Annotated in this window: 25 protein-coding genes and 1 riboswitch; of the genes, 9 read left to right on the top strand and 16 right to left on the bottom strand. The window is 36.0% G+C overall.

The window, feature by feature from the left end; genetic code table 11:
- The first annotated feature begins 132 nt into the window (after nt 1–132).
- Together BUE84_RS20160 and BUE84_RS24495 are read left to right on the top strand one after the other, a co-directional pair.
- Nucleotides 133–1,473, top strand: coding sequence for a carboxylesterase family protein (locus BUE84_RS20160; RefSeq protein WP_079243247.1), 1,341 nt, complete (start codon nt 133–135; stop codon nt 1,471–1,473).
- 246 nt (nt 1,474–1,719) lie between these two features.
- A complete protein-coding gene (locus BUE84_RS24495) occupies nt 1,720–1,887 on the top strand; it encodes a hypothetical protein (protein ID WP_158521389.1) in 168 nt (55 codons plus the stop codon).
- A gap of 81 nt (nt 1,888–1,968) precedes the next feature.
- Here BUE84_RS24495 and BUE84_RS20155 read toward each other — a convergent pair whose 3' ends face one another.
- From BUE84_RS20155 to lpxK, 6 genes are all read right to left on the bottom strand, one after another.
- Nucleotides 1,969–3,462, bottom strand: coding sequence for an alpha-amylase (locus BUE84_RS20155; RefSeq protein ID WP_238594300.1), 1,494 nt, complete (start codon nt 3,460–3,462; stop codon nt 1,969–1,971).
- 23 nt (nt 3,463–3,485) lie between these two features.
- Nucleotides 3,486–4,583, bottom strand: a complete 1,098-nt coding sequence (gene dinB, locus BUE84_RS20150) for a DNA polymerase IV (RefSeq protein WP_079243246.1) — start codon at nt 4,581–4,583, stop codon at nt 3,486–3,488.
- 183 nt (nt 4,584–4,766) lie between these two features.
- Entirely contained in the window at nt 4,767–5,219 is a 453-nt protein-coding gene (locus BUE84_RS20145) for a GNAT family N-acetyltransferase (protein ID WP_079243245.1), read from the bottom strand.
- An 89-nt stretch (nt 5,220–5,308) separates the two neighbouring features.
- On the bottom strand, nt 5,309–5,824 hold the full coding sequence (locus tag BUE84_RS20140; protein ID WP_079243244.1) for a TlpA family protein disulfide reductase: 516 nt from the start codon (nt 5,822–5,824) through the stop codon (nt 5,309–5,311).
- A gap of 210 nt (nt 5,825–6,034) precedes the next feature.
- The gene (locus BUE84_RS20135; RefSeq protein ID WP_079243243.1) at nt 6,035–6,850 is read right to left on the bottom strand and encodes a purine-nucleoside phosphorylase; all 816 of its coding nucleotides are present in this window, start codon (nt 6,848–6,850) and stop codon (nt 6,035–6,037) included.
- On the bottom strand, nt 6,834–7,859 hold the full coding sequence (gene lpxK / locus BUE84_RS20130) for a tetraacyldisaccharide 4'-kinase (RefSeq protein ID WP_079243242.1): 1,026 nt from the start codon (nt 7,857–7,859) through the stop codon (nt 6,834–6,836). The genes BUE84_RS20135 and lpxK overlap by 17 nt, the downstream gene beginning before the upstream one ends.
- A 109-nt stretch (nt 7,860–7,968) precedes the next feature.
- Between lpxK and truA the strand changes: the two genes are divergently transcribed.
- From truA to BUE84_RS20105, 5 genes are all read left to right on the top strand, one after another.
- Nucleotides 7,969–8,703, top strand: coding sequence for a tRNA pseudouridine(38-40) synthase TruA (gene truA / locus BUE84_RS20125; RefSeq protein ID WP_079243241.1), 735 nt, complete (start codon nt 7,969–7,971; stop codon nt 8,701–8,703).
- A gap of 23 nt (nt 8,704–8,726) precedes the next feature.
- The gene (locus tag BUE84_RS20120; protein WP_079243240.1) at nt 8,727–9,068 is read left to right on the top strand and encodes a hypothetical protein; all 342 of its coding nucleotides are present in this window, start codon (nt 8,727–8,729) and stop codon (nt 9,066–9,068) included.
- 69 nt (nt 9,069–9,137) lie between these two features.
- A complete protein-coding gene (locus BUE84_RS20115) occupies nt 9,138–9,725 on the top strand; it encodes a Crp/Fnr family transcriptional regulator (protein ID WP_034696189.1) in 588 nt (195 codons plus the stop codon).
- 86 nt (nt 9,726–9,811) lie between these two features.
- Nucleotides 9,812–10,582, top strand: coding sequence for an alpha/beta hydrolase (locus tag BUE84_RS20110; RefSeq protein WP_079243239.1), 771 nt, complete (start codon nt 9,812–9,814; stop codon nt 10,580–10,582).
- A gap of 131 nt (nt 10,583–10,713) precedes the next feature.
- Nucleotides 10,714–12,471 carry an ABC transporter ATP-binding protein gene (locus tag BUE84_RS20105; protein WP_079243238.1) on the top strand — a complete coding sequence of 586 codons (1,758 nt, stop codon included), beginning with the start codon at nt 10,714–10,716 and terminating at the stop codon, nt 12,469–12,471.
- A gap of 90 nt (nt 12,472–12,561) precedes the next feature.
- Here BUE84_RS20105 and BUE84_RS20100 read toward each other — a convergent pair whose 3' ends face one another.
- The 5 genes from BUE84_RS20100 to BUE84_RS20080 all read right to left on the bottom strand — a co-directional run bounded on the left by BUE84_RS20100 (nt 12,562) and on the right by BUE84_RS20080 (nt 15,969).
- Entirely contained in the window at nt 12,562–13,176 is a 615-nt protein-coding gene (locus BUE84_RS20100) for a class I SAM-dependent methyltransferase (RefSeq protein WP_079243237.1), read from the bottom strand.
- On the bottom strand, nt 13,173–13,766 hold the full coding sequence (locus BUE84_RS20095; protein WP_079243236.1) for a hypothetical protein: 594 nt from the start codon (nt 13,764–13,766) through the stop codon (nt 13,173–13,175). The genes BUE84_RS20100 and BUE84_RS20095 overlap by 4 nt, the downstream gene beginning before the upstream one ends.
- Nucleotides 13,756–14,226 (bottom strand): RNA polymerase sigma factor, encoded by a 471-nt coding sequence (locus BUE84_RS20090; RefSeq protein ID WP_079243235.1) that lies wholly within the window; start codon nt 14,224–14,226, stop codon nt 13,756–13,758. The genes BUE84_RS20095 and BUE84_RS20090 overlap by 11 nt, the downstream gene beginning before the upstream one ends.
- Nucleotides 14,226–15,077, bottom strand: coding sequence for an alpha/beta fold hydrolase (locus tag BUE84_RS20085; RefSeq protein WP_079243234.1), 852 nt, complete (start codon nt 15,075–15,077; stop codon nt 14,226–14,228). Before BUE84_RS20085 ends, BUE84_RS20090 begins: the two co-directional genes overlap by 1 nt.
- Nucleotides 15,078–15,294: 217 nt before the next feature.
- A complete protein-coding gene (locus tag BUE84_RS20080; RefSeq protein ID WP_079243233.1) occupies nt 15,295–15,969 on the bottom strand; it encodes a DUF4919 domain-containing protein in 675 nt (224 codons plus the stop codon).
- A 218-nt stretch (nt 15,970–16,187) separates the two neighbouring features.
- Here BUE84_RS20080 and BUE84_RS20075 point away from each other — a divergent pair, with 218 nt between their 5' ends.
- Entirely contained in the window at nt 16,188–16,403 is a 216-nt protein-coding gene (locus tag BUE84_RS20075; RefSeq protein WP_034696179.1) for a hypothetical protein, read from the top strand.
- A 59-nt stretch (nt 16,404–16,462) separates the two neighbouring features.
- On the opposite strand, the gene BUE84_RS20070 is transcribed toward BUE84_RS20075, so the two are convergent.
- Both BUE84_RS20070 and BUE84_RS20065 read right to left on the bottom strand, forming a co-directional pair.
- Complete coding sequence (locus tag BUE84_RS20070) at nt 16,463–17,758, bottom strand: MFS transporter (protein WP_238594299.1); 1,296 nt, start codon at nt 17,756–17,758, stop codon at nt 16,463–16,465.
- Nucleotides 17,759–17,866: 108 nt separating this feature from the next.
- Nucleotides 17,867–18,619, bottom strand: coding sequence for a DUF3575 domain-containing protein (locus BUE84_RS20065; RefSeq protein WP_079243232.1), 753 nt, complete (start codon nt 18,617–18,619; stop codon nt 17,867–17,869).
- A 168-nt stretch (nt 18,620–18,787) separates the two neighbouring features.
- On the opposite strand from BUE84_RS20065, the gene BUE84_RS20060 reads away from it, so the two are divergent.
- The gene (locus BUE84_RS20060) at nt 18,788–20,872 is read left to right on the top strand and encodes an outer membrane beta-barrel protein (protein ID WP_079243231.1); all 2,085 of its coding nucleotides are present in this window, start codon (nt 18,788–18,790) and stop codon (nt 20,870–20,872) included.
- Nucleotides 20,873–20,929: 57 nt separating this feature from the next.
- Here BUE84_RS20060 and BUE84_RS20055 read toward each other — a convergent pair whose 3' ends face one another.
- The 3 genes from BUE84_RS20055 to BUE84_RS20045 form a co-directional block, all read right to left on the bottom strand.
- Complete coding sequence (locus BUE84_RS20055; RefSeq protein WP_079243230.1) at nt 20,930–21,928, bottom strand: T9SS type A sorting domain-containing protein; 999 nt, start codon at nt 21,926–21,928, stop codon at nt 20,930–20,932.
- Between the two features lie 134 nt (nt 21,929–22,062).
- A complete protein-coding gene (gene ribB, locus BUE84_RS20050; protein ID WP_034696171.1) occupies nt 22,063–22,710 on the bottom strand; it encodes a 3,4-dihydroxy-2-butanone-4-phosphate synthase in 648 nt (215 codons plus the stop codon).
- A 92-nt stretch (nt 22,711–22,802) separates the two neighbouring features.
- Nucleotides 22,803–22,928: riboswitch (FMN riboswitch) on the bottom strand.
- A 140-nt stretch (nt 22,929–23,068) separates the two neighbouring features.
- Nucleotides 23,069–23,422: a DUF2200 domain-containing protein gene (locus BUE84_RS20045; RefSeq protein ID WP_079243229.1), complete on the bottom strand. Its 354-nt coding sequence runs from the start codon at nt 23,420–23,422 to the stop codon at nt 23,069–23,071.
- Between the last annotated feature and the right edge of the window lie 2 nt (nt 23,423–23,424).

The following is a 23,424-nucleotide window of genomic DNA, read 5'->3' as shown; positions in this document are numbered from 1 at the left end:
AATCTGTGTTTTCATTTGTGCAATTTGTGTTTAAACTATTTTTAGATTCTTAACATGAATAACACCATAATAATTGTGAAATTTGTGTTTAAATAACTAAATTTAGAGAGAAAAGTTTTCACCATTCTAAAGATGACACCAAATCAGCAGAACACCACTATTTTCGAGACTCGTTTCGGGAGAATTATCGCATTAAAAGATGATGGAGTAATCAGAATTAAAAGTATTCGCTATGCCTATTCTGAGAGGTTTCAAAAACCTGTTTCTATAGAGTATTCTTCTTCATCACTTATTACTTCTCCTGAAAAAACTCCGGTCTGTCCACAGTCTTTAAGTCCGCTTGTGGAAAAAATGATAGGGGCAACTCCTGTTGAAAGTTTCGAGGCTGATGAAGCTACGCAATACCTTTCCATAACCCGTCCGGAAATCATATCTGAAAATGAAAAATTACCTGTTGTAGTCTGGATTCATGGAGGCTCTCATGAAATAGGCTGTGGTGATCTTGCCACTGCCGATCCTGCCGAATGGGTGAAAGAACAACATATCATCGTAGTTACGGTTTCCTATCGTTTGGGACTTTTTGGCTTCCTGGGAGGAGATGAAAAAAGACCTGCGAATCTTGGACTGCTGGATATGATTGAAGCATTGAGATGGATTAAAAAATATATCGCAGAGGTAGGAGGTGATGAAAATAATATTACCCTTCTCGGCCAGTCTTCAGGAGGTGATGCTATTGCCCATCTTATGATCTCAGAAGGAATAGAAGATTTATTTCAGCGGGTGATTATACAGAGTGCTCCGTTGGGGCTTCGTCATAAAAGACAGAAAATGTCTGCGGAATTTCTTAAAAAAACAGAGTTGTTGAAGGATGAAACTGATGTTTTAAAAATGATGGATGAATACGGGAAATTTGTACCCTCTGTGATAAGATATGGCTTAAAAGCAGCAATGCCTTTTGGAACTCAATACGGATATTTCCCTTTGTGTACAGAAGAAGAGTCTGTAGATATGTGGAAAAAAAATGCTCAAAAATTTGATGTTCTGATTGGTTTAAATAATGATGAAACGGCATTTTATCTTAAAACCTCTGAAGCTTTAAATAAATATTTCGGAAAAGGATTCGGTTTAAAAATTATGGATAAAACGGTGGAAAAAACAACAGCATTGATCTATGGAAATCCCGCAAAGCAATTTGCTCATAATCTGGCAGATGCAGGAGGAAATGTCTATCTCTTCAGAATTCATTCAAAATTGAAAGACAACCCTATCGGAGCACCACATTGTATTGATCTTCCTTTGATTTTTGGAAATGAATCAGCCTGGAAATCATCCGAACTGCTGAAAGATATTCCATGGAGCCGTATTCATGAGCATGGTGAAAAATTAAGAGCTCTCTGGGCGGAATTTGCCCGTACCGGAAAAATAGCTGACACCTCCGAAAGACCCGAAATTCTGGAACTCAGAAAAATGTAGTTATACAGCAAGCTTATAACATCTCTAATCTTAACAATTATCCCAACTGGAGGCATAAACATTCCCATCCTTTGGAGAGGTGGCAAAAATTCAAAGAATTTTTGACGGGGTGGTTATCATTCTTTTAATATCTGTTTGTTTTTATATGAATTATGTATACTTATTCGTGTGATTGGTGTGTGTTATTTATTCATAATTGTAAATTTTAATGTATATTTAATAACTAAACCATAAAAAATAATCATTATGAAAACGAAAAAAGAGTTCAAAGTAAGAAAACTTAACCGTGAAGAGTTGAAGACTTTAAAAGCCGGAGATTTAAACTGGGGCAAAGTATGCTGTACTTCCAACGAAGACGGGCAATGTTGCGAGTGGGCCATAGATATCTGGAATTGCCGATATATCTATTGCTAAAATACAGCTTGATATACTGATAGATACAAGGCATATTGATTATCTGGTCAATGTGCCTTTTTATTTTATGAGAATATATTCTTATTCAGGAATCCAGACGCTTACATTTCCTGCCGGAACAGGGAAATTTCCCCAGCCGTTGTCGTCAATGATCACTTTATCTTTACATCTTTTCAAAAGGTCTTTAAATTTTTTCCCGGCATACAATGTTCCCATTTCCATAGGCTTATGGTAAGACTCTTTATTGCTTAGAACAACAGCACATCCGCTATGTTCATCATCTCCCGTACGTATCCAGCCAAGGCAGTTGGCATCCTCAAAATAATCATGTTGCTCACCATAAGCATGATCTTTTCTTGCTTTTAATAGCGCTTCAATGCCATCTACTTTAGGCATGAAAATTTCCTGATCATTACCTTCTCTGTCTTTATCCACATAATGAGCTCCATAGAGATCGGGATAAAATACACATGGATAGCCGTCTTTTCTCAACAAAATAAGGGCGTAAGCAATAGGTTTGAACCATGGTTCTACAGGAGCTTCAAGATCCTGAAGAGGTTGTGTGTCATGATTTGCAACTAAACTTACAGCATGCATAGGATCTGCCTGAGTGAGGGTTTCATCAAAAATTCTTCGGAGATCATAAGAACCGCCTTCTTTTGAGGCGTTGTGGAAATTGTTCTGCAGGGAGCTGTCAAAAAGACTCATACAGCCTTCCGTTACTTCAATATATTTTTGAAGCAGATGAAGATACCCCGGAGCCCAGTATTCTCCTACAGCGAAAATATTTTTTCCGGAATTGGAACGAAGCAGAGAAAGCCACTCTTTATAAAAATCAAAAGAAATATGTTTTAAAGCATCCAGTCTTACCCCATCGAAATCTGTCTGGTCAAAATACCATTTTGCCCAATTGTTGAGCTCTTCCCGTACAAAAGGATTCCGGTGTTCAATATCGTTATACATCAGATAATCGTAATTTCCTTTCTCATCATCAATCATTTCCTCCCAGTCATTTCCATATTCTGACTGTATTTTATAGATATGAGAATCCATCCCTTCAGCATAATCCACACCACTGAAGCAGGTAAAGTTCCATTCAAAATCAGAATATTTTTTTCCTCTTCCGGGAAACGTGAATTTTGTGTAAGATTCTATTTCGATAACATCAGAAATTACTTTTTCCCTGTTTTCCTCATCTACTTTTACAACGTTGAATTTTTCCAGTTCATCACCTCCGGCTTTATGTCCCAGAACAATGTCTACAATAACCTGTATACCCTGTTTCTTTAAAGCTTTAATGGCTTTAGTATAATCATTTTTTGTACCGTATCTGGTAGGAATGGTTCCTTTTTGATCAAATTCTCCAAGATCATAGAGGTCGTAGGCGTCATAGCCAATAGAATAACCACCATTTGTCCCTTTGTAGGCAGGAGGAAACCATACAGAGGTAATTCCAAGTTTTGCTAAATATCTGGCCTGCTTTTCGGCTTCTTTCCACAATTTTCCGTCTCCTTCAGAATACCAGTGGAAAAATTGGATCATGGTTGGGTTCATAGATTTGCTGATTTGGTTCATACAAGTTAGCAAAAAAATATCACCTATTCATTTTCAAATTCCTCAAACGGGATTTTTAGTTGAACGGAAACCTGCTTTTTTTCTTCCGTATTCAGTTGGGAGAGAGATAATCCAAGCAGACGCACAGCTTTATCAAAAGGACGAAGTTCCCAAAGTTTTTTCCCTGTGTTATAATACTGTTCTGGTGATGAATAATAATTTTCCCTTGTGATGCTTCTTGTAAAAAGAGAGAAGTCTTTATATTTTATTTTTAACGTTAAAGTTCTACCAAGAATATTATGTTTCTGTAATCTTTGATGAATTTCCTCTGCAAGGCTTTCCAGCTTTTCATTGATTTGCTGCTCATCTAAAAGGTCCTCAAAAAATGTTCTTTCCACGGCCACACTTTTCTGAATCCGATGAGGTTTTACTTCAGAAGTATGGATCCCGCGTACCACATTATAATAATGATTGCCAGACTTTCCGAAAATTTTGATCAGATCTTCAAGTGATCTTTTCTTTAAATCTTTTCCTTTATAAATTCCTAAACTAAACATTTTATTAGCCGTCACTTTTCCTACACCATAAAATTTTTCCACAGGCAATTCTTCCAGAAAGTGCTCCATTTTATCAGGATGGATGGTTTTCTGGCCGTTCGGTTTATTAATATCGGAAGCTACTTTAGCTAAAAATTTGTTGACGGAAATTCCTGCAGAAGCCGTAAGTCCAGTCTGTTCAAAGATTTTCTGACGAATTTCTTTGGCAATCAGATTGGCAGATTCCATTCCTTTTTTATTTTCAGTGACATCCAGATAGGCCTCGTCCAGAGATAAGGGTTCTACCAGATCTGTATATTCATAGAAAATTTCCCGGATTTTTTTTGAAATTTCTTTATATCGGGCAAATCGGGGAGGAACAAAAATAAGCTGAGGACATTTTTCTTTGGCTGTTTTACTAGGCATTGCAGAGCGAACACCATATTTTCTGGCTTCATAACTTGCAGCTGCAACGACCCCGCGATGCTGGCCTCCTACAGCAATCGGCTTGCCTTTCAATGTAGGATTATCATGCTGCTCCACAGAAGCATAGAATGCATCCATATCCACATGAATAATTTTACGAAGAGGCAAAGAAAAATCCATATACAAAGATATGGATTCCTTTATTTATGGTAAATTATTTTAAGAAGGTAAGTCTGAATTTGGGAAAGGAAGTTAATGAGGACAATATAAAAATTGAATGTCATTTATTGAAAATTAATTTAAAGAACAAGTAATTATTAATTGCACTGAAATTACTTCCAGCTTCGATCTTCCAGCCTTTTACTATTTCAGTCTCATGGTGAGAAGATGAGGTTCAAAACCTGCCTTTTCATAAGCTTTGATAGCAGATTCATTTTGAGCATATACATCAAGTCTTACCTCACTGATTCCCCTTGATTTTGACCAGGAAATGAGTTCATCGGTAATCACTTTATTGATTCCTTTTCCTCTATGTTCCGGCTTTACATACATAAAACCCAGATAAGAATACTTTTCAAATTGGTTGTAATATTTTTCCGACTTTTTAATCAGAGCATACCCGGATGCAATGATTTCATTATTCTCTTCAGCAACAATTACATTTGCGTCAGAAGATTGGATCAGAAATTTTAAATCATAATAATGGATCTCTCCTTCAATAAGTGTACTGTTGAAAGGTCTTTCAGCAGTAATCACTCCCTGTTCAAATTCTAAAAGAATTTCTAAATCCTTTTCTGTAGCTTCTCTTGTGATCATGGTGTTAAATAAATAAAATTTTAAAACTCATTGAAATCTGATGATTTTCAATGAGTTTTTATGTTTTTTCAGATTAAAATAAATGACAATTATTTTAAAAGCTTGTCAATAGTTTGCTGAAGTTCTGGGTCTTCGGGGGAAATTGCATAATATTTTGCAATAGAAGATTTCTGATCAATAACCATATATCTGGGAATCCAGTTAAGATCCACATAATTGTTAAAATCATTTTTCCAGCCTGTAGAAAACCAATAGTTTTCTTTGTTTTTCATATCAAATCTTTCAAGACTTTTTTCAAACCCTTCTTTTGAACGGTCTAATGATAGAAATACAAAATCAATATTCTTGTTATTTTCTTCTAATTCCTTAGCTTTTGGAAGGGCATTTAAACAATCTCTGCACCATCCTGCCCAAAAATCAATGACTAAAACTTTTCCTTTATGTTGATTCAGAATCTGCTGGATGGTAATGGTTTTCCCATTTTCATCTTCCAGTTTCTGTTGTAAAGCTTCTTTTGAAAATCCTGTTTTCAGGACTGCTGGGACTTTTTGCGAATAACTTATCCCAAAAATACCCATCATAAAAATTAATATCAACTTTCTCATCTTGAACAATTTCATTTGTACAAATCTAAACAATGAATGGCAATCTGGGATTGATTTCTTTGGAATTAGTAAAAATTTATAATATTGATGTATTCTATGAGGTAGGAGAGTGGGAATGTAAAAACCACCCCGTCAAAAATTCTATTGAATTTTCGCCACCTCTCCAGTAGAGAGGAATATTGAGACTTCCAGTTGTAATGCTGGACGATTTTACTGATAGTTTTTAATCAAACCTTTAACAACAGAAATTACGTTAGGCATTGCTTTGTTGGCGGCATTCAAAACTTCTTCGTGAGAAACGGCAAACGCTACATCGGGACCGCCAAGATCTGTAATTACGGAAATACAGAAAACATCCATTTCCATATGTCTGGCAACGATGACTTCGGGTACCGTGCTCATTCCTACCATATCCCCACCAATAGCTTTAATCATTCCGTATTCAGCCGGAGTTTCAAAAGTGGGTCCCTGCAGGGCAACGTAAACTCCCTGATGAATTTTAATGTTATGTTCTGCTGCTGCCTGTTCAGCCACAGCAATCATTTTTTTGTTGTAAGGCTCACTCATGTCCACAAAACGTGGTCCAAGTTCATCTATATTTTTTCCACGAAGAGGATGTTCAGGCATCATATTGATGTGATCTTTCAGGATAACAATATCAGCAACGCTGTAAGCCGGATTTACTCCGCCACAGGCATTGGAAAGAATAAGATTTTGAATTCCCAGCAGATGAAAAACTCTTATCGGGAAAGTAACGGTTTCCATTGAATGTCCTTCATAATAATGGAAACGGCCGCTCATCATCAGTACTTTTTTTCCTTCCAATATTCCATAAATCAGTTTTCCGGTGTGTCCGGCCACTGTAGTTTGTGGAAAATGAGGAATGTCTTTGTACTCTAAAATATGGATGGGTTCTACTTCATTTTGTAATTTTCCCAGTCCGGATCCTAAAACAACCGCAAAATCAGGAGTTTCCTGAATAATATTTTTAATAAAATCCGCGGTCTCTTTAATTTTTTCTAACATAATCCAAGATGATTTGATTGAATTCTTCTTTCTTATCAATAAGTACATTGATAGGCCAGTAGTAAACAATTTCTCTAAGATAGTCAAAAGTTTTCAGACGTACATAATCTTTCTCTGTGGTTAATATCAGTTTATATTCTCCCAGTTTTTTGTATTCGGCAAGGATTTTTTTAATATCATCATCGGTGAAATTATGATGATCCCTGAATTTTAAATGTTTCACCCTTTTTGAGAATTTGGCCAGATGTTCCAGAAGTGGTTTAGGATTCGCAATTCCGGTGATCAGTAAAATATCATAATAATTCAGGTTGTTATCCGGAAGCATTTTATCTTTTCCGTACACATTTTCGTCATAGCCGATGGATGAAAAGAAGACTTTCTGCCCATAGGAAGGTCTTATTCTTGAAATATAATACCTTTTTGTTTCCTCTGTCAGTTCATCAGGACATTTACTGACCATGATGATATTGGCTCTTTTATATCCAGCTCTCGATTCTCTGAGGTCTCCGGCAGGAAGCACATAATCTTTAAAAAAAGGATCGTTAAAATCAGTCATCAGAATATTGAATCCAGCCTTAATAGCTCTGTGCTGCATGGCATCATCCAATACAAGAACCTGAAGATCCATATCATCAATTACTTTTTTAGCTCCGGGAACACGTTCTTCCGAAACGGCAATAACAAAACGGTTTTTAAAACGCTCAAAAAGCTGCATGGCTTCATCACCCACCATTTTGTAGTTGCTTTCGTAATTGGTTACTTCATAACCTTTGGTCAGCCTTCCATAGCCTCGTGAAAGCACACCGGTTCTGTAATGTTTGGATAGGAACTGAGCAAGATACATCACCATAGGTGACTTTCCGCTTCCGCCCACAGAAAGGTTTCCGACATTGATTATCGGTGTTTTGAATTTTGTCGACTTAAAAATTCCCAGATCATACATTGTGTTCCGGATACCCGTTACCAAATGATAACCAAGGGAAAAAGGATAAAGGTACCATCTTTTCATACGATTGCAAAAATAGGAATTTTCATAGGCATTTGGTGTAATATTCTCAAAGACTTTTCAACAAATATTTCGTTAAATTAAAGTATTTTTGTGGAGTTATTACAATACATTGAGATACTTTATTGAATTTTCTTACAACGGAAAGAATTATTTCGGCTATCAGATACAGCCGGATGCCATTTCTGTGCAGGAAGAACTGGAAAAAGCGCTGTCTACAATTTTGCGCAAAGAGATTAAAACAACAGGAGCGGGAAGAACTGATACCGGGGTTCATGCCAAAAAGATATTTGCCCATTTTGATACTGAAAAAGAACTGGACGACCAGCTTACACGCAGGCTGAACAGTTTTCTTCCACCTGATATTTCCATTAAAAGAATTTTTCCGGTAAAAGATGATTTTCACGCCCGTTTTGATGCAACTTACAGAACCTACGAATATTATATCTCACTGGAAAAAAATCCGTTTACCCAGGAATCTGCATGGCAGCACTGGAAAAGATCTTTGGATATTGTTGCAATGAACGAAGCCTGTAAGATTCTTTTTGAATATGAAGATTTTACCAGTTTTGCAAAATTAAAAACCGACAACAAAACCAATATCTGCAAAATGTACAAAGCAGAATGGGAGCAGAACGGAACAGAACTGAAATTTACCGTTTCAGCCAATCGTTTTCTCAGAAATATGGTTCGTGCTATTGTAGGAACGATGGTAGAAATTGGTACAGGAAAGCTGAAACCGGAAGATCTCCGTAAAGTAATTGAAGATAAAAACCGCAATGCTGCAGGTACTTCAGCTCCGGGACACGGGCTGTATCTGGTGGATGTGGGATACGATTTTAAATAAAAACTAAAAACAAAATAATAATCATGTTATCAATTTTTATTCTTATCGGTGCTTACCGATATTATGCACAATTAGCCGAAAGATTTGGAAAAACAAAATGGCAATACGGTGTTTTGGCTATTGGAATTTATCTGGGAACCCAGATTGTGTTAGGGATGAGTTACGGTGTGTATTTGGGAATAACAGATCCTGAATCCGTAGATAATGTAAATTATACAGGATTTTCCGGAGTGAATATCGTAGGTTGGCTAATCTCTATTGTTGCCGTTTGGGGTGTTTATAAACTCCTTGAAAATAAGTTTATAAAAGAAAGACCGGCAAAAACCATCGAAATTGAAGAAATAGGGAAGGCTATTGATCAGTAACATTTCTCTTTTTAGTATCAGAAAATAAGATTATTTTTAAATAATGTAAGGGATACTAAAAAAATAATCATGACTGAAATTGAAAAACTAGCCTTCGCATTACATCATTTTGCCGGACTTTCAGAAGAAGATTTCAGATTGTCTGAACAATTCTGGCTTCCTAAGGAATATAAAAAAGGAGATTTTTATAATCTTCAGGGAAATGTCTGCTCTTATTTGGGGTTTATCGTTGATGGAGTTTTCCGTTCTTACGTTATTAATGGAGATACCGGAGAAGAGAAGAATGTTTTTCTGTATTCTGCCAATGGCTTTGTTGTTCCTTTTAAAAGTTTTCTGAATCAGATTCCATGTGATTATTTTACACAGGCTCTTACGGATGCCTCCATTATTTTTATCCGACATACTGATTTACTTTCGCTTTATCAGCAGTCGCATCAATGGGAAAAATTCGGACGGCTTATGGCACAGGCAGCATTTAATATTACCATGACAAGGGTAGAGGGGTTTTTATTAAAGTCTCCGGAAGAACGCTATCTGGATCTTATGAAAGAGCATCCGGATATTTTCAGCAATGTTCCGCTGTATCATATTTCTTCTTATCTGGGCATTCAGGGACCTTCTCTGAGTAGGATAAGGAAAAGAATTTCAGGGAAATAGTACGATTTTAACCTGAGTTAAAGTTTTCGTCGTTTTATCTGCGGAAATTTGTTTCATCATTTTAACAATACAAAAAAGTAAAAAATATGAAAACAAAAACTATCGTATTAATTCATGGATTATTTGTGAATAATACAAGCTGGAAAGAATGGAAAACCTATTTTGAAGCTCAGGGGTATACCGTGCATACGCCTTCCAATCCGGGACATGAAGGAGATCCTGTGAATTTAAAAAACAATATCCCTCAGGAATTGCGACATGTAGGCTTTGATGATACCGTAAATAATCTTGTAAAACTGATTGACAGCCTTCCTGAAAAACCTATTGTTATCGGCCATTCTTTTGGAGGACTTATGGTTCAGAAGCTGATTGATATGGGAAAAGCTGCAGCCGGAGTAAGTATTGATGGAGCACCTCCAAAAAATGTAATGGCTCCTTTTTCTACAGTAAAAATTGTTTGGCCGGTGGTTAACTTTTTCAAAGGAAACAGCCCGTTTTTAGGAACGAAAGATTGGTATCACAAAGCTTTTTTTAATAATTATTCTAAAGAAGAAAGTGATAAATTGTATGAAAAGGTAGCTGCTCCCGAAAGTCGAAAACTGGCAAGAGATCCTTTACTCAAAGCTTCTGCGAAATTAGATCTAAAGAAACCCCATCAGCCACTGTTGTTTATTGCTGGCTCTAATGATAAAATTTTTCCTGCTGAATTTTCAAAAAAAATTGCGGGAGCTTATAAAGATTCGAACAGTATTGTAGATTTTAAAGAATTTGCAGGGAGAAGTCATTTCATCTGTGGAGAAAAAAATTGGGAAGAAGTAGCAGAATATGTTCTGGGCTGGATACAAAAAAATGCTTAATATATTCATATTGTAAATGGTAGGTATCTTATATTTTCTATGACGATTTGCAAAAGTTGTAAAGGCAGTCCGGTTATAAAGTCTTATTTTTGCATAGAATTTTATTTTAATTCTTTCTTTCGATTCGTACAATGAAAAAACAAGATACCTGGGGAATTATAAAAAGGCTGTTCTTTATCGGAATGAAGTTTCGTTCTTGGTTCATCCTTACTCTTATTATTTCCATATTCCTTTCCATCGTTTCTACTTATAGGCCTTATCTTACAATGCAGGTGGTGGATAATGACATTACAAAGCTCCATGATAAGGCTTTGATGATGAAGCATATCTATATCCTTGTAGGATTGGTATTTGCAGAAACTATATTAAACTTTTTCCTGGTTTATTTTTCAAATTTCATCTCGCAGAATGTGATCAGGGATATCAGAGAGCGTTTATATGCTAAACTGATTTATTTCAAAACTTCATTTTTTGATAAAACGCCAATTGGTCAGTTGGTAACGCGTGCTGTAGGAGATGTGGAAACCATTGCTACAGTATATACAGATGGATTCCTGATGGTATTCGGAGATATTCTGAGAATTCTGTTTGTACTGGTGATGATGTTTAGCACCAATGTTCACCTGAGTTATATTACACTGGCTATTTTACCTTTAATGGTATTGATTACAAGATTCTTTCAGAAAAGACTGAAAAAAGCTTTCGGAGATGAAAGAAACTGGACAGCCAATCAAAACTCATTTGTTCAGGAAAGACTGGCAGGAATGTCAATCATTCAGGTCTTCAACAGACAGGAATCTGAGTTCAAAAAATTTGATGATATCAATATTACGCTGAAGGGAGCATTGCTGAGAACTGTATTTATTTTCTCACTGTTTTTTCCTGTAGTGGAACTTATTTCTTCATTATTCATTGGTTTTATTCTTTTCTATGGAGGATATATTACGATCAGTGCCGGAGTGGTGATTGCTTTTATCCAGTATATTTCAATGCTGATCCGTCCATTAAGACAGATTGCAGACCGTTTTAATAATATCCAGCGAGGAATTGTAGGAGCAGAAAGAGTATTGGGATTGATGGATGAGGAAAACTCAATGCTTAATAACGGAACGGTGAAGAAAGATCATTTTGCAGGAAAAATTGAATTCCAGAAAGTACATTTTGCGTATGATGAAAAGCAGGAAGTACTGAAAGGAATTGATTTTAAAGTAAATCCGGGAGAAACAGTAGCGATTGTAGGAGCAACAGGTGCCGGGAAATCTACTATTATCAGTTTGATTACAAGATTATATGATATCAACTCCGGAAATATTCTGATTGATGATGTGGATTTAAAAGATTATGAATTGTATAACCTGAGAAGTCACATCGGGGTAGTATTGCAGGATGTTTTCCTTTTCCACGGAAGTATTTTCGAAAATCTTGCTTTTGGAGATGACAGCATCACATTGGAGAAAATAAAAGCAGGTGCCAGAGAAATTGAAGTAGATCAGTTTATTCAGCAGCTTCCTGGCGGATATGATTATGTAGTGAGTGAAAGAGGTTCGTCCATTTCTTTAGGGCAGAGACAGCTGTTGTCTTTCCTGAGAGCTTATTTATCAGATCCGAAAATTTTAATTCTGGATGAAGCAACCTCTTCCATTGATCACGAAAGTGAAAAGCTGATTCAGAGAGCCACAGAAAAAATTACCAAAAACAGAACATCCATTATTATTGCTCACAGACTTTCCACCATTGAAAAAGCGGATAAGATCATTGTGATGGAACATGGTAAAATTGTAGAAGAAGGAAAACACCTTGAACTTCTGGATAAAAATGGATACTATGCTACGCTTTACAAAGCTCAGCTTCGTCATGAAGTGGAATTGGAAGAAGAAAAAGAATCATAATAAAGAACTGTTTCAAAGTTTAGATAAACAAAAAAGAGAGTCATTACCGGCTCTCTTTTTTTATATTTAAATAAAAATATATACAATTCATTAATGCTTTTTAAAACAGCAGAACACAAAATTCTGAACGGTCTCAAAAGGGGTTGTGTGATCTTCGGTAATACATTGTAGCTTTTTAAAACTTTTTTCAAATTTTTCTGTTAATGATTCCTCATCATATTGCTGAATATCTAATCCGCTGCATTTGGTAGGGCCATTTTTCGAAAAAGTTCCAATGATCATAAAATGGTTTACATTTTTCTCCGCAATATTGGTGTATTTTGAGACCTGGTCCGGAGTTGTCAGAAAGTGAAAAGCAGCTCTGTCATGCCAGATATCATAGCTTTCTGTAGGTTCGAAGGCTGTAATATCTGTGACAATCCATTTTACTTTACCGGCAGCATCTCCGAGTCTTTCCTGTGCCTTTTCCAGAGATTTGGCAGAAATATCAAGCACTGTAATATTTTCATATCCTTCTTCAAGAAGAAAATCAACAAGGTTACTGTCTCCACCACCAATATCAATGATGCTGGCATCTTTTCCCAATCCGGAAGATTTTATAAAATCAAGAGAGGTTTGAGGTTTTTTCTGGGTCCAGCTTACCTGATCAGGATTTTTGGTTTCATATACATTTTCCCAGTGGTTTTTGTTGTCAGAAGATATCATGATTCTTTTAATTGATTATTGATCTCTTCAAATTTATTAATTAATTCGTCAAGTTTCCCTTGTTGTTTCCTGATGGTTCTGGGTCTTAAATAAAACCAGTTAAAGGCTACCCATAAAGAGGTTACTGAATAGGTCAAAACAGCAGAACTAAGGGTCATTTTTGAAGTATATTCATACATATAAAAACATATTCCCAGAAACAGCATGATAAAATACAAGTTGAGTATGGTAGTCTGCATGAATTTTTGCTTGCTTTTTACCAGATATAAACTTTGTAGATATTCATGGTTAGATTGGGTTTGATCAATTTTGTAAAAAACCATAAACATTTTGTTATAGGCCAATAGAAAGATAACCATACCCAGAACTACAAGCACGATTCCTATTTTTGTTGTGATCATTTCCGGCTGATAACGGTGCCAGATGAAAAGAATTACTAATGAAGTAGCGATTAATCCAATATTAGCAAAGATGAGTCTGCGCAGATTCTGGTTTCTGAATTTTTTTAGCTTTCCAAGAAGCTCCTCCAGATTAGGTTTGTTGGAAGTCTGCTGCTTCCATATATTTTTGAAATCAATATTAGTAGCCATTTTCTTTAAACTTTTGCGTTAATTTTTCTTTTATCCTGTGAATCTTTACCCTGATGTTGGATTCTGAAAGTCCTACGATATGAGCTATTTCAGCCTGTTTTATCTCTTCCAGTTCCAATGAAATAATAATTCTGTCTGTTTCAGGCAGCTCTGAAATAAACTGATAGAGCATTTGAATCTGAGGTTCCATAGATTCCTGCTTTTTCTCTTCCAAATTAATGGGCAGATCAGTTTTGGTAAACTTCTTTTCTTTTTCAATCTGTCGGAGACAGTTGTTAGAAGCTATTCTGAAAATCCATGTTCCTACGCTGGATTCATTCCTGAATTTCGGGAGCTGCTGCCAGACAATGATAAATGTTTCCTGAGCAAGATCCTGAGCAATCTCGGTATCATTCACATATCCCATGCATAAGCGGAATATCCTTTGCCAGTAGAGTTCGTATATCTCTTCAAAAGCCATTATTTCGCAGATAAAAAGTTGTTAAGTTGGCTAAAATACCAATCCTTATCATCGTACATAATGAAATGTAATCCTTTTGAAGCATACTGCATATTGGCATTCTTTACATTTTTGTATTGCCCTTCAATAGCGGGTTTAAGGTTAACAAAAAAGGATTCCAAAAGAATAAGGGAAGGACACTGGATGTTTTTTATTTTTTCTCTGAGATCGGTATTATAAAAATCGCAGTACATTTTAGCAAATGTTTTTCGGTCTGATTTCATGCTCCAGCTGATCACGGTTTCCTGCATAGAAGTATCTGCTAAGAGACGTGGTATAGCCTGAGCCTGCATTTTTCGGAACTGTTCATCATTCATCGCTGTTAACTGAGTAATGGTAGCCGAACAGTCATTGTTTTCTTCAGAAGTAAAATTAGGATCAGATAAGGCTGCCAGGCAGGGCAGCGTATCTACAATAATAATTTTGCCTACAAGTTCGGGATAGTCTGCTGCAATAGCTAGGGCAAGACCGCCTCCCATACTATGTCCGATAAGAATAGGTTTGTCAATTTTATTATTTTTGATGTAAGCAGCTATTTCTTTTTCCCAGTCTTTAAAGCTGGCATCTGCCTGTGGTTTTGTTCCGGCAAATCCTGCCATCGTTAAAGTATAACAGGTGAAATCTTTTTCAAACTTTGCAGTGGTTTCGTTCCAAACATCTCCTGAAGAAGCAAACCCCGGAATGAATAGTAAAGATTGATTTCCTTTTCCTGTTTTCTTTACTTCAAACGGATAAGTTATTTGTTGCCCGAATATATTGCATACTGCTAAAAAAAATAACATGATGATCAAAAGGAATGTGAATTTTTTCATGATTTCTAAAGTTTTAAAGTTTATTTGTCTTTTAGAGACGAAACTTTAAAAAATGTTACACAAGATTTAATTTTTTTTTGAAAAAAATATCTTTCCTCCTTCCAAGCCCTTTTGTTTAGGGTAAATTCATATGAAATTTATTTTTATAAAAATTGATAACAGTCATTTCTGAATAGTAAAAACGTGATGAAATAATGAATAAAATATCAGAAAATTATTAATCTAATATCCTTCCATAGAATCTGCTGATGTCAAAATAAAAACCCGGAACTTTGTATTTATCCTTTTCAAATTCCTGATAATCACATTTTCCTTTCATACTTTGTGATTTTGTTTCCATTTGAAACCTGTTTAAAAGAACATATTCATCTGTTACAGAAATAACGTGAAAGCCTGTTTCACAGGTCAATCCATCACCTGAGGTAAGAATGGCATTTAATAACCCGTGGAAATTTCCTGCGATTTTTTCAGCAGTGGTGTCATCATTATCCAAATGATACAAATAGGCGAGATAATTCATAGCCCTAAGATCCAGAGGATTTTCATCCAATGCACCCAAAAATAACTGAATTCCCTTCGAAAGATCTTTTTGTGAAATACCTTCTCCACGATAATATTTGGCAACTTCTTCTGACTTCTTTCCAATTTTATAAGGTTGATAGTCTTTTTGAAAGGTATATCCGAAATAAAGATGACGGTATTGATTACTTGTAAGAAGCGTATCGTTCTGTTTTAACCTCTTTAAAAGTTTCGGATAATAGAATTCTGAATTTTTATCCTCAATATTTTTTTGAATTTCCACATAATCTGGTGCTTTAAATTGCATTTTTTGACCATGCAGGAAAGTAAGCAGTAGTAAAAAGAATAAAGAGAAAAATGCTTTATTATTCATGGTTTGTATAAGGTTGTTACAATTTTTTTTGAGGTTAAAAATATGAAATATGCATCAATCGAATAATATCGACCTACTATTTGTAAAAAAAATAATAAAATATTGTCAAAGTGTTACTTTGTGTCAATAAATTTACTAACTTTATTCGGAATTTGAGATGTTACCCCTCACATTTGAAGGGGTGAATGGAATTTTTAACTAAAAAACTATAAATATTAATGAGCAGTAGTATCCAAGATGAATTTAAAGTCTTCAAAGACGAATTAAGAAAGTTGAATATCGAAGTACAGAAAGTTGTAAAAGTAGGAAACGGTAGTATGGATTTCCACGAGGTTTTCTACAAATCACCGAGGTATGAAGAGGTAAAAAGTATATACGTCCAGCGTCATAATCTGGATAGTATGATTGAAAAATTTAAACAGGCCTATCATTAAAAAATAGAACGAGCGCCGCAGATTTTCTGCGGCGTTCAATTTTTATATTATTTCTGATATTAATCTTTATCCAGTGCAGACGTTTTCTTGGTGTCTTTCATTCCAACATAAACAACCAGAGAAAAAAGAATACAACCGGTAATGTACCAATAAAAATATTCTTCAGATCCTATCTTTTTAAACCAAAGTGCAATATATTCCGCTGTTCCTCCAAATACAGCTACAGTAATAGCATAAGGCAAACCTACACCAAGTGCTCTGATTTCGGAAGGGAAAAGTTCTGCCTTTACCACTGCATTAATGGAAGTGTATCCGCTGACAATAATTAACGCTGCCATAATCAGGAAAAATGCAGTCCAAATGGATGTAGTTGTACTTAATGCTGTAAGAAGCGGAACCGTACACAAAGTTCCCAGAATACCAAAACCTAAAAGAAGCGGTCTTCTTCCGATTTTATCAGATAACCCTCCAAAGACAGGCTGAAGGCATGCGAAAATAAATAGTGAAATAAAAGAAACCAGTGTAGATTCTTCCTTGGTAAGATGTACTGTATTCACCAGGAATTTCTGCATATAAGTGGTGTAGGTATAAAATGCCAATGTTCCTCCTAAAGTAAGGCCTACAACAGTAAGCAGGGCTCTAGGATGTTTCAGAAGCTCTTTTACGGTTCCCTTTTTCTTTTCGCTGATTTCTTTTTTATTTTCAAAAGCTTCCGTTTCATGAAGGTTGGCTCTGAGGTATAATGCAATGATAGAAAGCATAGCCCCGATTACAAAAGGAATTCTCCATCCCCATTCTTCCAGCTGAGCTTCTGTGAGTAATAATTTTTGTAAAATAAGCTGAATTCCCAGTGCTATAAGCTGCCCGCCAATCAAAGTGACATATTGAAAACTTGAATAAAATCCTCTTCTGTCCTGTGTAGCCATTTCGCTGAGGTAAGTTGCGGAAACGCCATACTCACCGCCCACACTTAATCCCTGAAGTAATCTTGCCAGTAAAAGCAATAAAGGAGCAAGAATACCTATAGATTGATAAGTAGGAGTAAGGGCAATTAGTAAAGATCCAAAAGACATCAACAAAACAGAAAGTGTCATTGCTTTTTTTCTTCCGATCTTATCCGCAATGCTACCGAACAGCCATCCACCGATAGGACGCATAAGAAAGCCTACAGCAAATATTCCTGCGGTATTCATCAGTTGGGCATTCAGATCAGAATCCGGGAAAAATGAATGGGAAAAATAAATGGCAAAGGCTGCATACGCATACCAGTCATACCATTCCACAAGGTTTCCGATAGATCCACCTATGATGGCTTTAATTCTTTGAGCGGTAGTAATAGTGGACGAATTCATCATGATATTTTCCAGAAAGTTTTGTTAATTATAGCGTCCAAGATACAAATTTCAGAAAAAAATAAACCGCTCTGGAAAAGAACGGTTTGTATAAATAAAGGATTATTTTTTTTAAAATCTATACCCAATGGAAAGTCCGCTTCGGAAACCCGCCCAGGGGCCATCCACTTTTATTCTGGCGCCATTGGCATTCGTTTCTACCGTATATTTTACAAACGGAATATCCAGATTTTCAATTTCTTTTTTTAGCTGAGCCTGCATATCAGGAGTCAGTACATAATCTGAAGTCATGGTAAAATCACCTTTTCCGCTTCCATAATGAGCTCCTGCAATCCAGAAATCCAATACAAGATTCTGGCTTCTGGTCAAAAAGAATTGTACGCCGACCATTAATCCGCCACTGTTCCCTTTTGTATCTCCCTGTCCTTTAAGTGGTACCTGATAAGTGATTCCATTCGGACCGTTATAATCATAATAAAAATCAAAAGCATTGGATGTTACACTTGAATAGCGGTAATAGGGAGCAAAATAAAATCCTTTTCCATAACCTTTCCCGATATAAAACCTCGGCTCAATAGTGAAATTGGTCGCTTTTACCCTAAGATTCTGGAATCTTTTCTCATCTTCATCTTTCAGAAAAGCATTGATACAGGGTACTTTTCCTTCAGGCATTGTTCCGAAACCGATATTCACGGAAAACCATTGGTTGATCGCCCGTTCATAAGACAGATTGATATTTCTGAATGCATAAGCCGTGACATTGGTCTTGATGATATTCATCTTCTCTGCTGAACTGTTCTGAATTTCCTGAGCTCTGAGAAAAGAAAACAGGAAGCACGGAATTAATATGAATACTTTTTTCATGACTCTATATTTTGTGATGTAAAAAATACCAGCAAAAAACGGGCTGGATTTAACATAATAACTGAAATTTTGAAGAAAACTTATTTATTGCTTTTTAATTGATCTGCTATTATAAATGTAACAAACATGAAGGATTGATTGTTTTAATGGTATAATTCATCTTCAGACATGAAAAAAACTATATATACCATTTTCTTTCTTTGTGGCGTCTTTATGTTTTCACAGGAGAAGAAAAATGATACAGTGGATGCAGTGGCTGCCCAAGAAATTCAGGAGGTTATTTTAAAATCTCAGCGTAAAAAACAGTTTGCAGACAAAGCTGTTTATACTTTTGATAAGGAGGCGCTGGAGAAAGCAAGATATGCAAAAGATCTGCTTCGTACTCTTCCTGAATTACAACTGGATCCGGTAGCCAATACCATTACCAGTACGAAAGGAGGAACGACACTATTTCTTATCAACGGGATTGAAGCTACCGATATGCAGATCCGAAGTATTGCACCCAGTGAGGTTGTAAAGGTAGAGTATTATGATATTCCACCGGCAAGATGGGCAGCCAGGGCGGATACCGTTGTTAATATTCTGACAAAATCTACAGAAACAGGATATGTTTTCGGAGCTGATGTTTCTGCAGCTTTGAATACAGGATTTGTGAATGGTTCTGCCTATGCTGATTATACGAAGGGAAAAAATAATTTCGGACTGGAATATTCCCTGAATCTTAGAGATTATAATGACAGAAGAGTTAATAGTATCTATGATTATCAACTGAATGGAAAGCATTACCGTTCTGATGAAAATAGAAAAGATCATTTCGGATATACTTTCCAGAATATTGCGTTACGCTATACCAGACTTGTTCCTGATGATTACGCTTTTCAGGCTAAACTGAATATGGATATTTTCAGCAGGTTTTCAAAAGGAGTAGGGCAGAGTGTTTTTACTGAGGATAATCTGAATGAAGAGCACAATATGTTCAAAAATAATGGCTCAGATTATGTGATCCCTAAGCTGGATCTTTATTATTCTAAAAAGATTGGGGAAAAAGATGAGTTGAGTATTAATGTTGTAGGTTCTCATTATACTACCAATACTACAGAAACAGCCAAAGAATGGATTGTAGGTTCAGGATTATCGGTATATGATAATGATATGGTATTGAAAGCAAAGCAGACGAGTCTGGTGGGAGAACTGGCGCATGTCCATGATTTTACAGCAGGAAAACTTTCATCCGGATACCGCATTTCAAGATCCTCTATTTCTAATGATCTGAATAACCTTGCCGGATATTCTCAATACAGTGTCACTTATCTGGAACAGTATTTTTATACTGAATTTGCCGGGAAAGTAGACAAATTAAGCTATCGTATTGGAGCGGGTCTTACCAATATTCACAACAAAAGTGCAGAGAATGTTTTTGATGAATGGACTTTTACTCCGAAGGTGATTTTAGCCTATCAGGTTAAAGGTAATCAGAATCTTCGTTTTACCGCAAGCTACAATCCAGTGAGTCCATGGAGTAATGCATTAAGTAATAATGTAGTACAATTGGCTCCTAATATCGTTCAGAGAGGAAATCCTTTTTTACAATCCCAACAGGTTTTTTCTAATAATCTGACTTATTCTTTTAATAATAAGTATTTTGATTTCAATGCAGGTTTATTTTACCGATATACGAATAGGGTAATCAATCAGTATTACGTTCATGATGAGGTATTGAATGGATATGCACTGACTTATGAAAATGGAAAAAATGCTCAGAGATATGGAGCTCAGTTAACGGGATCTTATAAACCTTTTGGGAATAGTCTCCTTGTTATCAAAGCTGTGATTACACCCACTTCTGAAACAGTAAGAACAAGCAAAGGAGCTTTGATAAAAAATAATTATTTAGGAAATTATTTTTCGCTTTCTTCAGAATATAAATCTTTTTCCGTTCAGTATCAGTTCAATATTCCTGTGTATAGTCTCAATGGAGCATTCCTGAATACGAATGAAAATCAAAATAATATTTTTGTGAGCTATAAGCATAAAAACTGGACATTTTCCACAGGAATGTACTGGATAGGAATGCCTTCAGAATATAAAACGAAAAGTTTACCGGAAAGCCTGGTAGATTATAAAATTCATACACAGATTATGAACAATAAGTCCATGTTTGTATTAGGGCTAAGCTATGATTTCTCGAAAGGGAAGAAAACCGAAATTCAGCGAAAGCTTAATAATGAAACAGCTCCTGCAGCTACCTTTTAGTAGATGTAAGGTTGAATGTTAACAAAAAATCCCCGCTCATTGGAGCGGGGATTTTTATTATTTCTTGATGAATTTTGTATTCTTTGTTTCTGCAGCATTTTTTCCACTGATCTCAATGAAATAAGATGCTGGTGGAAGATCTGAGATTTGAATGTTTCCAGATTTTACATCGGAAGTCTTAACCAGTTTACCATCCAAACTGTAAATGTTGGCTTTAGAATAATTATCTGTATTTCCTTTGAAACCGATAAAATCCTGAGCAGGGTTTGGATAAACTACTAGGCTTTCTTTTTTCACAGCATTGTTTACAGCCAGGAATGTCTCATTTAATGCAAATGAAGTGATTACATTCTGGTTGATACTCAACAACGGAATGCTGATATTTCCGTTGGTAGAATTTAGCAATGCATATCTGTGAGAAGCATCGTAATAAGAATAGGCCGTATTGGTAATGGCACCAATAGGGTTAGAATAAGTAATATCAAAAGATGAATATAGGTTCAGGTTTTGTGTAAATTTTACTCTAAGGACATTACTGTATGTTTGATTACCGATAATTAATGTTCCGTATGCATCAGCAATGGAAGTCATTGTACCGCTGAATAATCCATTAGCGGAAGATGAAGAGAAAGTTCCTTTAGCTGTATCGTTTTGTGCCGGTCCATAAGTTGTTGGATAATTAATATGAGTACCGTTATCTACATTAAAGTTTAACGTTGCCTGTGAATTTACCATTCCTGTAATCTCCAGTTTAGCAGATGAAGCTTTGTAATAAACGGTGGTTGCACCGTCTATCATTTTAATTGTGGAACCTGGAAAAGTCGCTATTTCAGTAGAAGTAGGAGTTGAATAGGTTGTTTGTGATGCTGCTCCCATCGTAAGTCCTGAGTTTGAGAATGTAGCGTTAGGTCCGGTTGCAGAGTTGTTTACTCCTCCGCTTGCAAGATTGTAATTAACAACGTTTCCAGAAATAGGGTCATTTGCCACTTTAGTAAGTGTGATCTGCGCGGAAAACATCGCAGATGCTCCTAATAAAAGGAGTAAAGATTTTTTCATAGTCAAAATTTTTTGTTAAAAATAAATAAAAAATGGTATTCAATTATCAAATTAATTAGTTTTTAGTTAAATTTTTAATAAAAACGCCTGCTGATCGGATCAACAGGCGGTCTGTGCGTTAAAAATGTTTATGTTTAGTTGCTTATTACCATTTTACGGTAAGCGTAAATATCCTCGATGGTCACGACACTCATCCCTTTTTTGATGGCAAAATCAACAATCTCCGGAAGTCTTGCCATAGAACCGTCTTCATTCGTCAGTTCACAAAGTACAGCATCGTTACCCAAGTTAGCCATTTTTACAAGGTCAACACTGCCTTCAGTATGGCCACGTCTTTCAAATACTCCACCTTCTCTTGCAATTAAGGGGAATACATGACCTGGGCTTGCAATGTGCTCTGCCTGTGCATTTGATGCTACGGCTGTTCTGATGGTTGTTACACGGTCTTTTGCGGAAACACCTGATTCCACACCTTCTCTGGCTTCAATGGAAATGGTGAATGCAGTTTGATTTTTTGAATTGTTGTTTTCCACCATTGGACGAAGGTTGAGGTGTCGGCTTTTTTCCTCAGAAATACACAAGCATACAATACCGCTGCATTCGCGGATTAGAAGTGCCATGTCCTGCTCTGTAATAGTGGAAGCGGGAAAGATGATGTCGCCTTCGTTTTCACGATTTTCGTCATCTACTAAAAGAATACCTTTTCCCTTTTGTAATGTCTGAAGTGCTTTTTCTACACGTTCTCTGGAGGTAGCTCCAAATTGTTCTAATAATTTTTCCATGTTATTTTACTTTTAAAAGTTAAAATACTCTTCGGTACATGGAAATGAAATACAACGCAACAAGAATCCATAAGGAATCTTATTGGTCATCTCATTTTCTTCTCCCATCCAGACTTTAACTGTCGGTTCCGGAATTTCACCAGATCAGTCCTTTCCGAAGAAAGGAGTCGCGGACTGTAACCGCCGGTAGGGAATTTCACCCTGCCCCGAAGAAAACTTATACTAAGTTTTGCTGTATGTTGTAATTTAAATTTTTATTTCATTGAATAGTTTTAACGCACAGACCGCTAATTTCGGGAAGTTTTTTGAATTGGAGAAGAGATTTTTCAGATTTATAAGTTTGTAAGGATATTTATTTTTAAACTGCTCTTAATATTTTTTCCATCTTCTTTCCTTTCGCCAATTCATCAATCAGTTTGTCCAGATACCGGATATTTCTCATCAGTACATCTTCAATTTCTTCCACACGATATCCACAAATGACTCCTTTAATTAATGAAACATTGGGATTCATCTGTGGAGCCTGTTCAAAAAATGTTTTGAAGTTAGTTTTATGGTCCAGTATTTCCTGCAGTTTTTTTTCGTCATATCCTGTCAGCCAGAATATGATTTCATGTACCTCTTCTTTGGTGCGCCCCTTTTTTTCGGCTTTTTGAATATAATGTGGGTAAACGCTGGAGAATGCTGTTGCGAAAATTCTGGTATTTTGCATGG

Origin of the sequence: Chryseobacterium indologenes (assembly GCF_002025665.1) — a bacterium.
Lineage (GTDB): Bacteria > Bacteroidota > Bacteroidia > Flavobacteriales > Weeksellaceae > Chryseobacterium > Chryseobacterium metallicongregator.
This window is presented reverse-complemented; position numbering and strand designations above follow the sequence as displayed.

What these genes read in the sequence shown, in the direction of transcription:
- BUE84_RS20075 (WP_034696179.1), top strand. Translation starts at nt 16,188, where the DNA reads ATGAGCAGTAGTATCCAAGATGAATTTAAAGTCTTCAAAGACGAATTA.
- BUE84_RS20105 (WP_079243238.1), top strand. Translation starts at nt 10,714, where the DNA reads ATGAAAAAACAAGATACCTGGGGAATTATAAAAAGGCTGTTCTTTATC.
- BUE84_RS20100 (WP_079243237.1), bottom strand. Translation starts at nt 13,176, where the DNA reads ATGATATCTTCTGACAACAAAAACCACTGGGAAAATGTATATGAAACC.
- lpxK (WP_079243242.1), bottom strand. Translation starts at nt 7,859, where the DNA reads ATGAAAAGATGGTACCTTTATCCTTTTTCCCTTGGTTATCATTTGGTA.
- BUE84_RS20080 (WP_079243233.1), bottom strand. Translation starts at nt 15,969, where the DNA reads ATGAATAATAAAGCATTTTTCTCTTTATTCTTTTTACTACTGCTTACT.
- BUE84_RS20045 (WP_079243229.1), bottom strand. Translation starts at nt 23,422, where the DNA reads ATGCAAAATACCAGAATTTTCGCAACAGCATTCTCCAGCGTTTACCCA.
- BUE84_RS20065 (WP_079243232.1), bottom strand. Translation starts at nt 18,619, where the DNA reads ATGAAAAAAGTATTCATATTAATTCCGTGCTTCCTGTTTTCTTTTCTC.
- BUE84_RS20095 (WP_079243236.1), bottom strand. Translation starts at nt 13,766, where the DNA reads ATGGCTACTAATATTGATTTCAAAAATATATGGAAGCAGCAGACTTCC.
- BUE84_RS20140 (WP_079243244.1), bottom strand. Translation starts at nt 5,824, where the DNA reads ATGAGAAAGTTGATATTAATTTTTATGATGGGTATTTTTGGGATAAGT.
- BUE84_RS24495 (WP_158521389.1), top strand. Translation starts at nt 1,720, where the DNA reads ATGAAAACGAAAAAAGAGTTCAAAGTAAGAAAACTTAACCGTGAAGAG.
- BUE84_RS20110 (WP_079243239.1), top strand. Translation starts at nt 9,812, where the DNA reads ATGAAAACAAAAACTATCGTATTAATTCATGGATTATTTGTGAATAAT.
- BUE84_RS20160 (WP_079243247.1), top strand. Translation starts at nt 133, where the DNA reads ATGACACCAAATCAGCAGAACACCACTATTTTCGAGACTCGTTTCGGG.
- BUE84_RS20090 (WP_079243235.1), bottom strand. Translation starts at nt 14,226, where the DNA reads ATGGCTTTTGAAGAGATATACGAACTCTACTGGCAAAGGATATTCCGC.
- BUE84_RS20135 (WP_079243243.1), bottom strand. Translation starts at nt 6,850, where the DNA reads ATGTTAGAAAAAATTAAAGAGACCGCGGATTTTATTAAAAATATTATT.
- BUE84_RS20155 (WP_238594300.1), bottom strand. Translation starts at nt 3,462, where the DNA reads ATGAACCAAATCAGCAAATCTATGAACCCAACCATGATCCAATTTTTC.
- BUE84_RS20070 (WP_238594299.1), bottom strand. Translation starts at nt 17,758, where the DNA reads ATGATGAATTCGTCCACTATTACTACCGCTCAAAGAATTAAAGCCATC.
- BUE84_RS20115 (WP_034696189.1), top strand. Translation starts at nt 9,138, where the DNA reads ATGACTGAAATTGAAAAACTAGCCTTCGCATTACATCATTTTGCCGGA.
- BUE84_RS20055 (WP_079243230.1), bottom strand. Translation starts at nt 21,928, where the DNA reads ATGAAAAAATCTTTACTCCTTTTATTAGGAGCATCTGCGATGTTTTCC.
- ribB (WP_034696171.1), bottom strand. Translation starts at nt 22,710, where the DNA reads ATGGAAAAATTATTAGAACAATTTGGAGCTACCTCCAGAGAACGTGTA.
- BUE84_RS20085 (WP_079243234.1), bottom strand. Translation starts at nt 15,077, where the DNA reads ATGAAAAAATTCACATTCCTTTTGATCATCATGTTATTTTTTTTAGCA.
- BUE84_RS20060 (WP_079243231.1), top strand. Translation starts at nt 18,788, where the DNA reads ATGAAAAAAACTATATATACCATTTTCTTTCTTTGTGGCGTCTTTATG.
- BUE84_RS20145 (WP_079243245.1), bottom strand. Translation starts at nt 5,219, where the DNA reads ATGATCACAAGAGAAGCTACAGAAAAGGATTTAGAAATTCTTTTAGAA.
- dinB (WP_079243246.1), bottom strand. Translation starts at nt 4,583, where the DNA reads ATGGATTTTTCTTTGCCTCTTCGTAAAATTATTCATGTGGATATGGAT.
- BUE84_RS20120 (WP_079243240.1), top strand. Translation starts at nt 8,727, where the DNA reads ATGTTATCAATTTTTATTCTTATCGGTGCTTACCGATATTATGCACAA.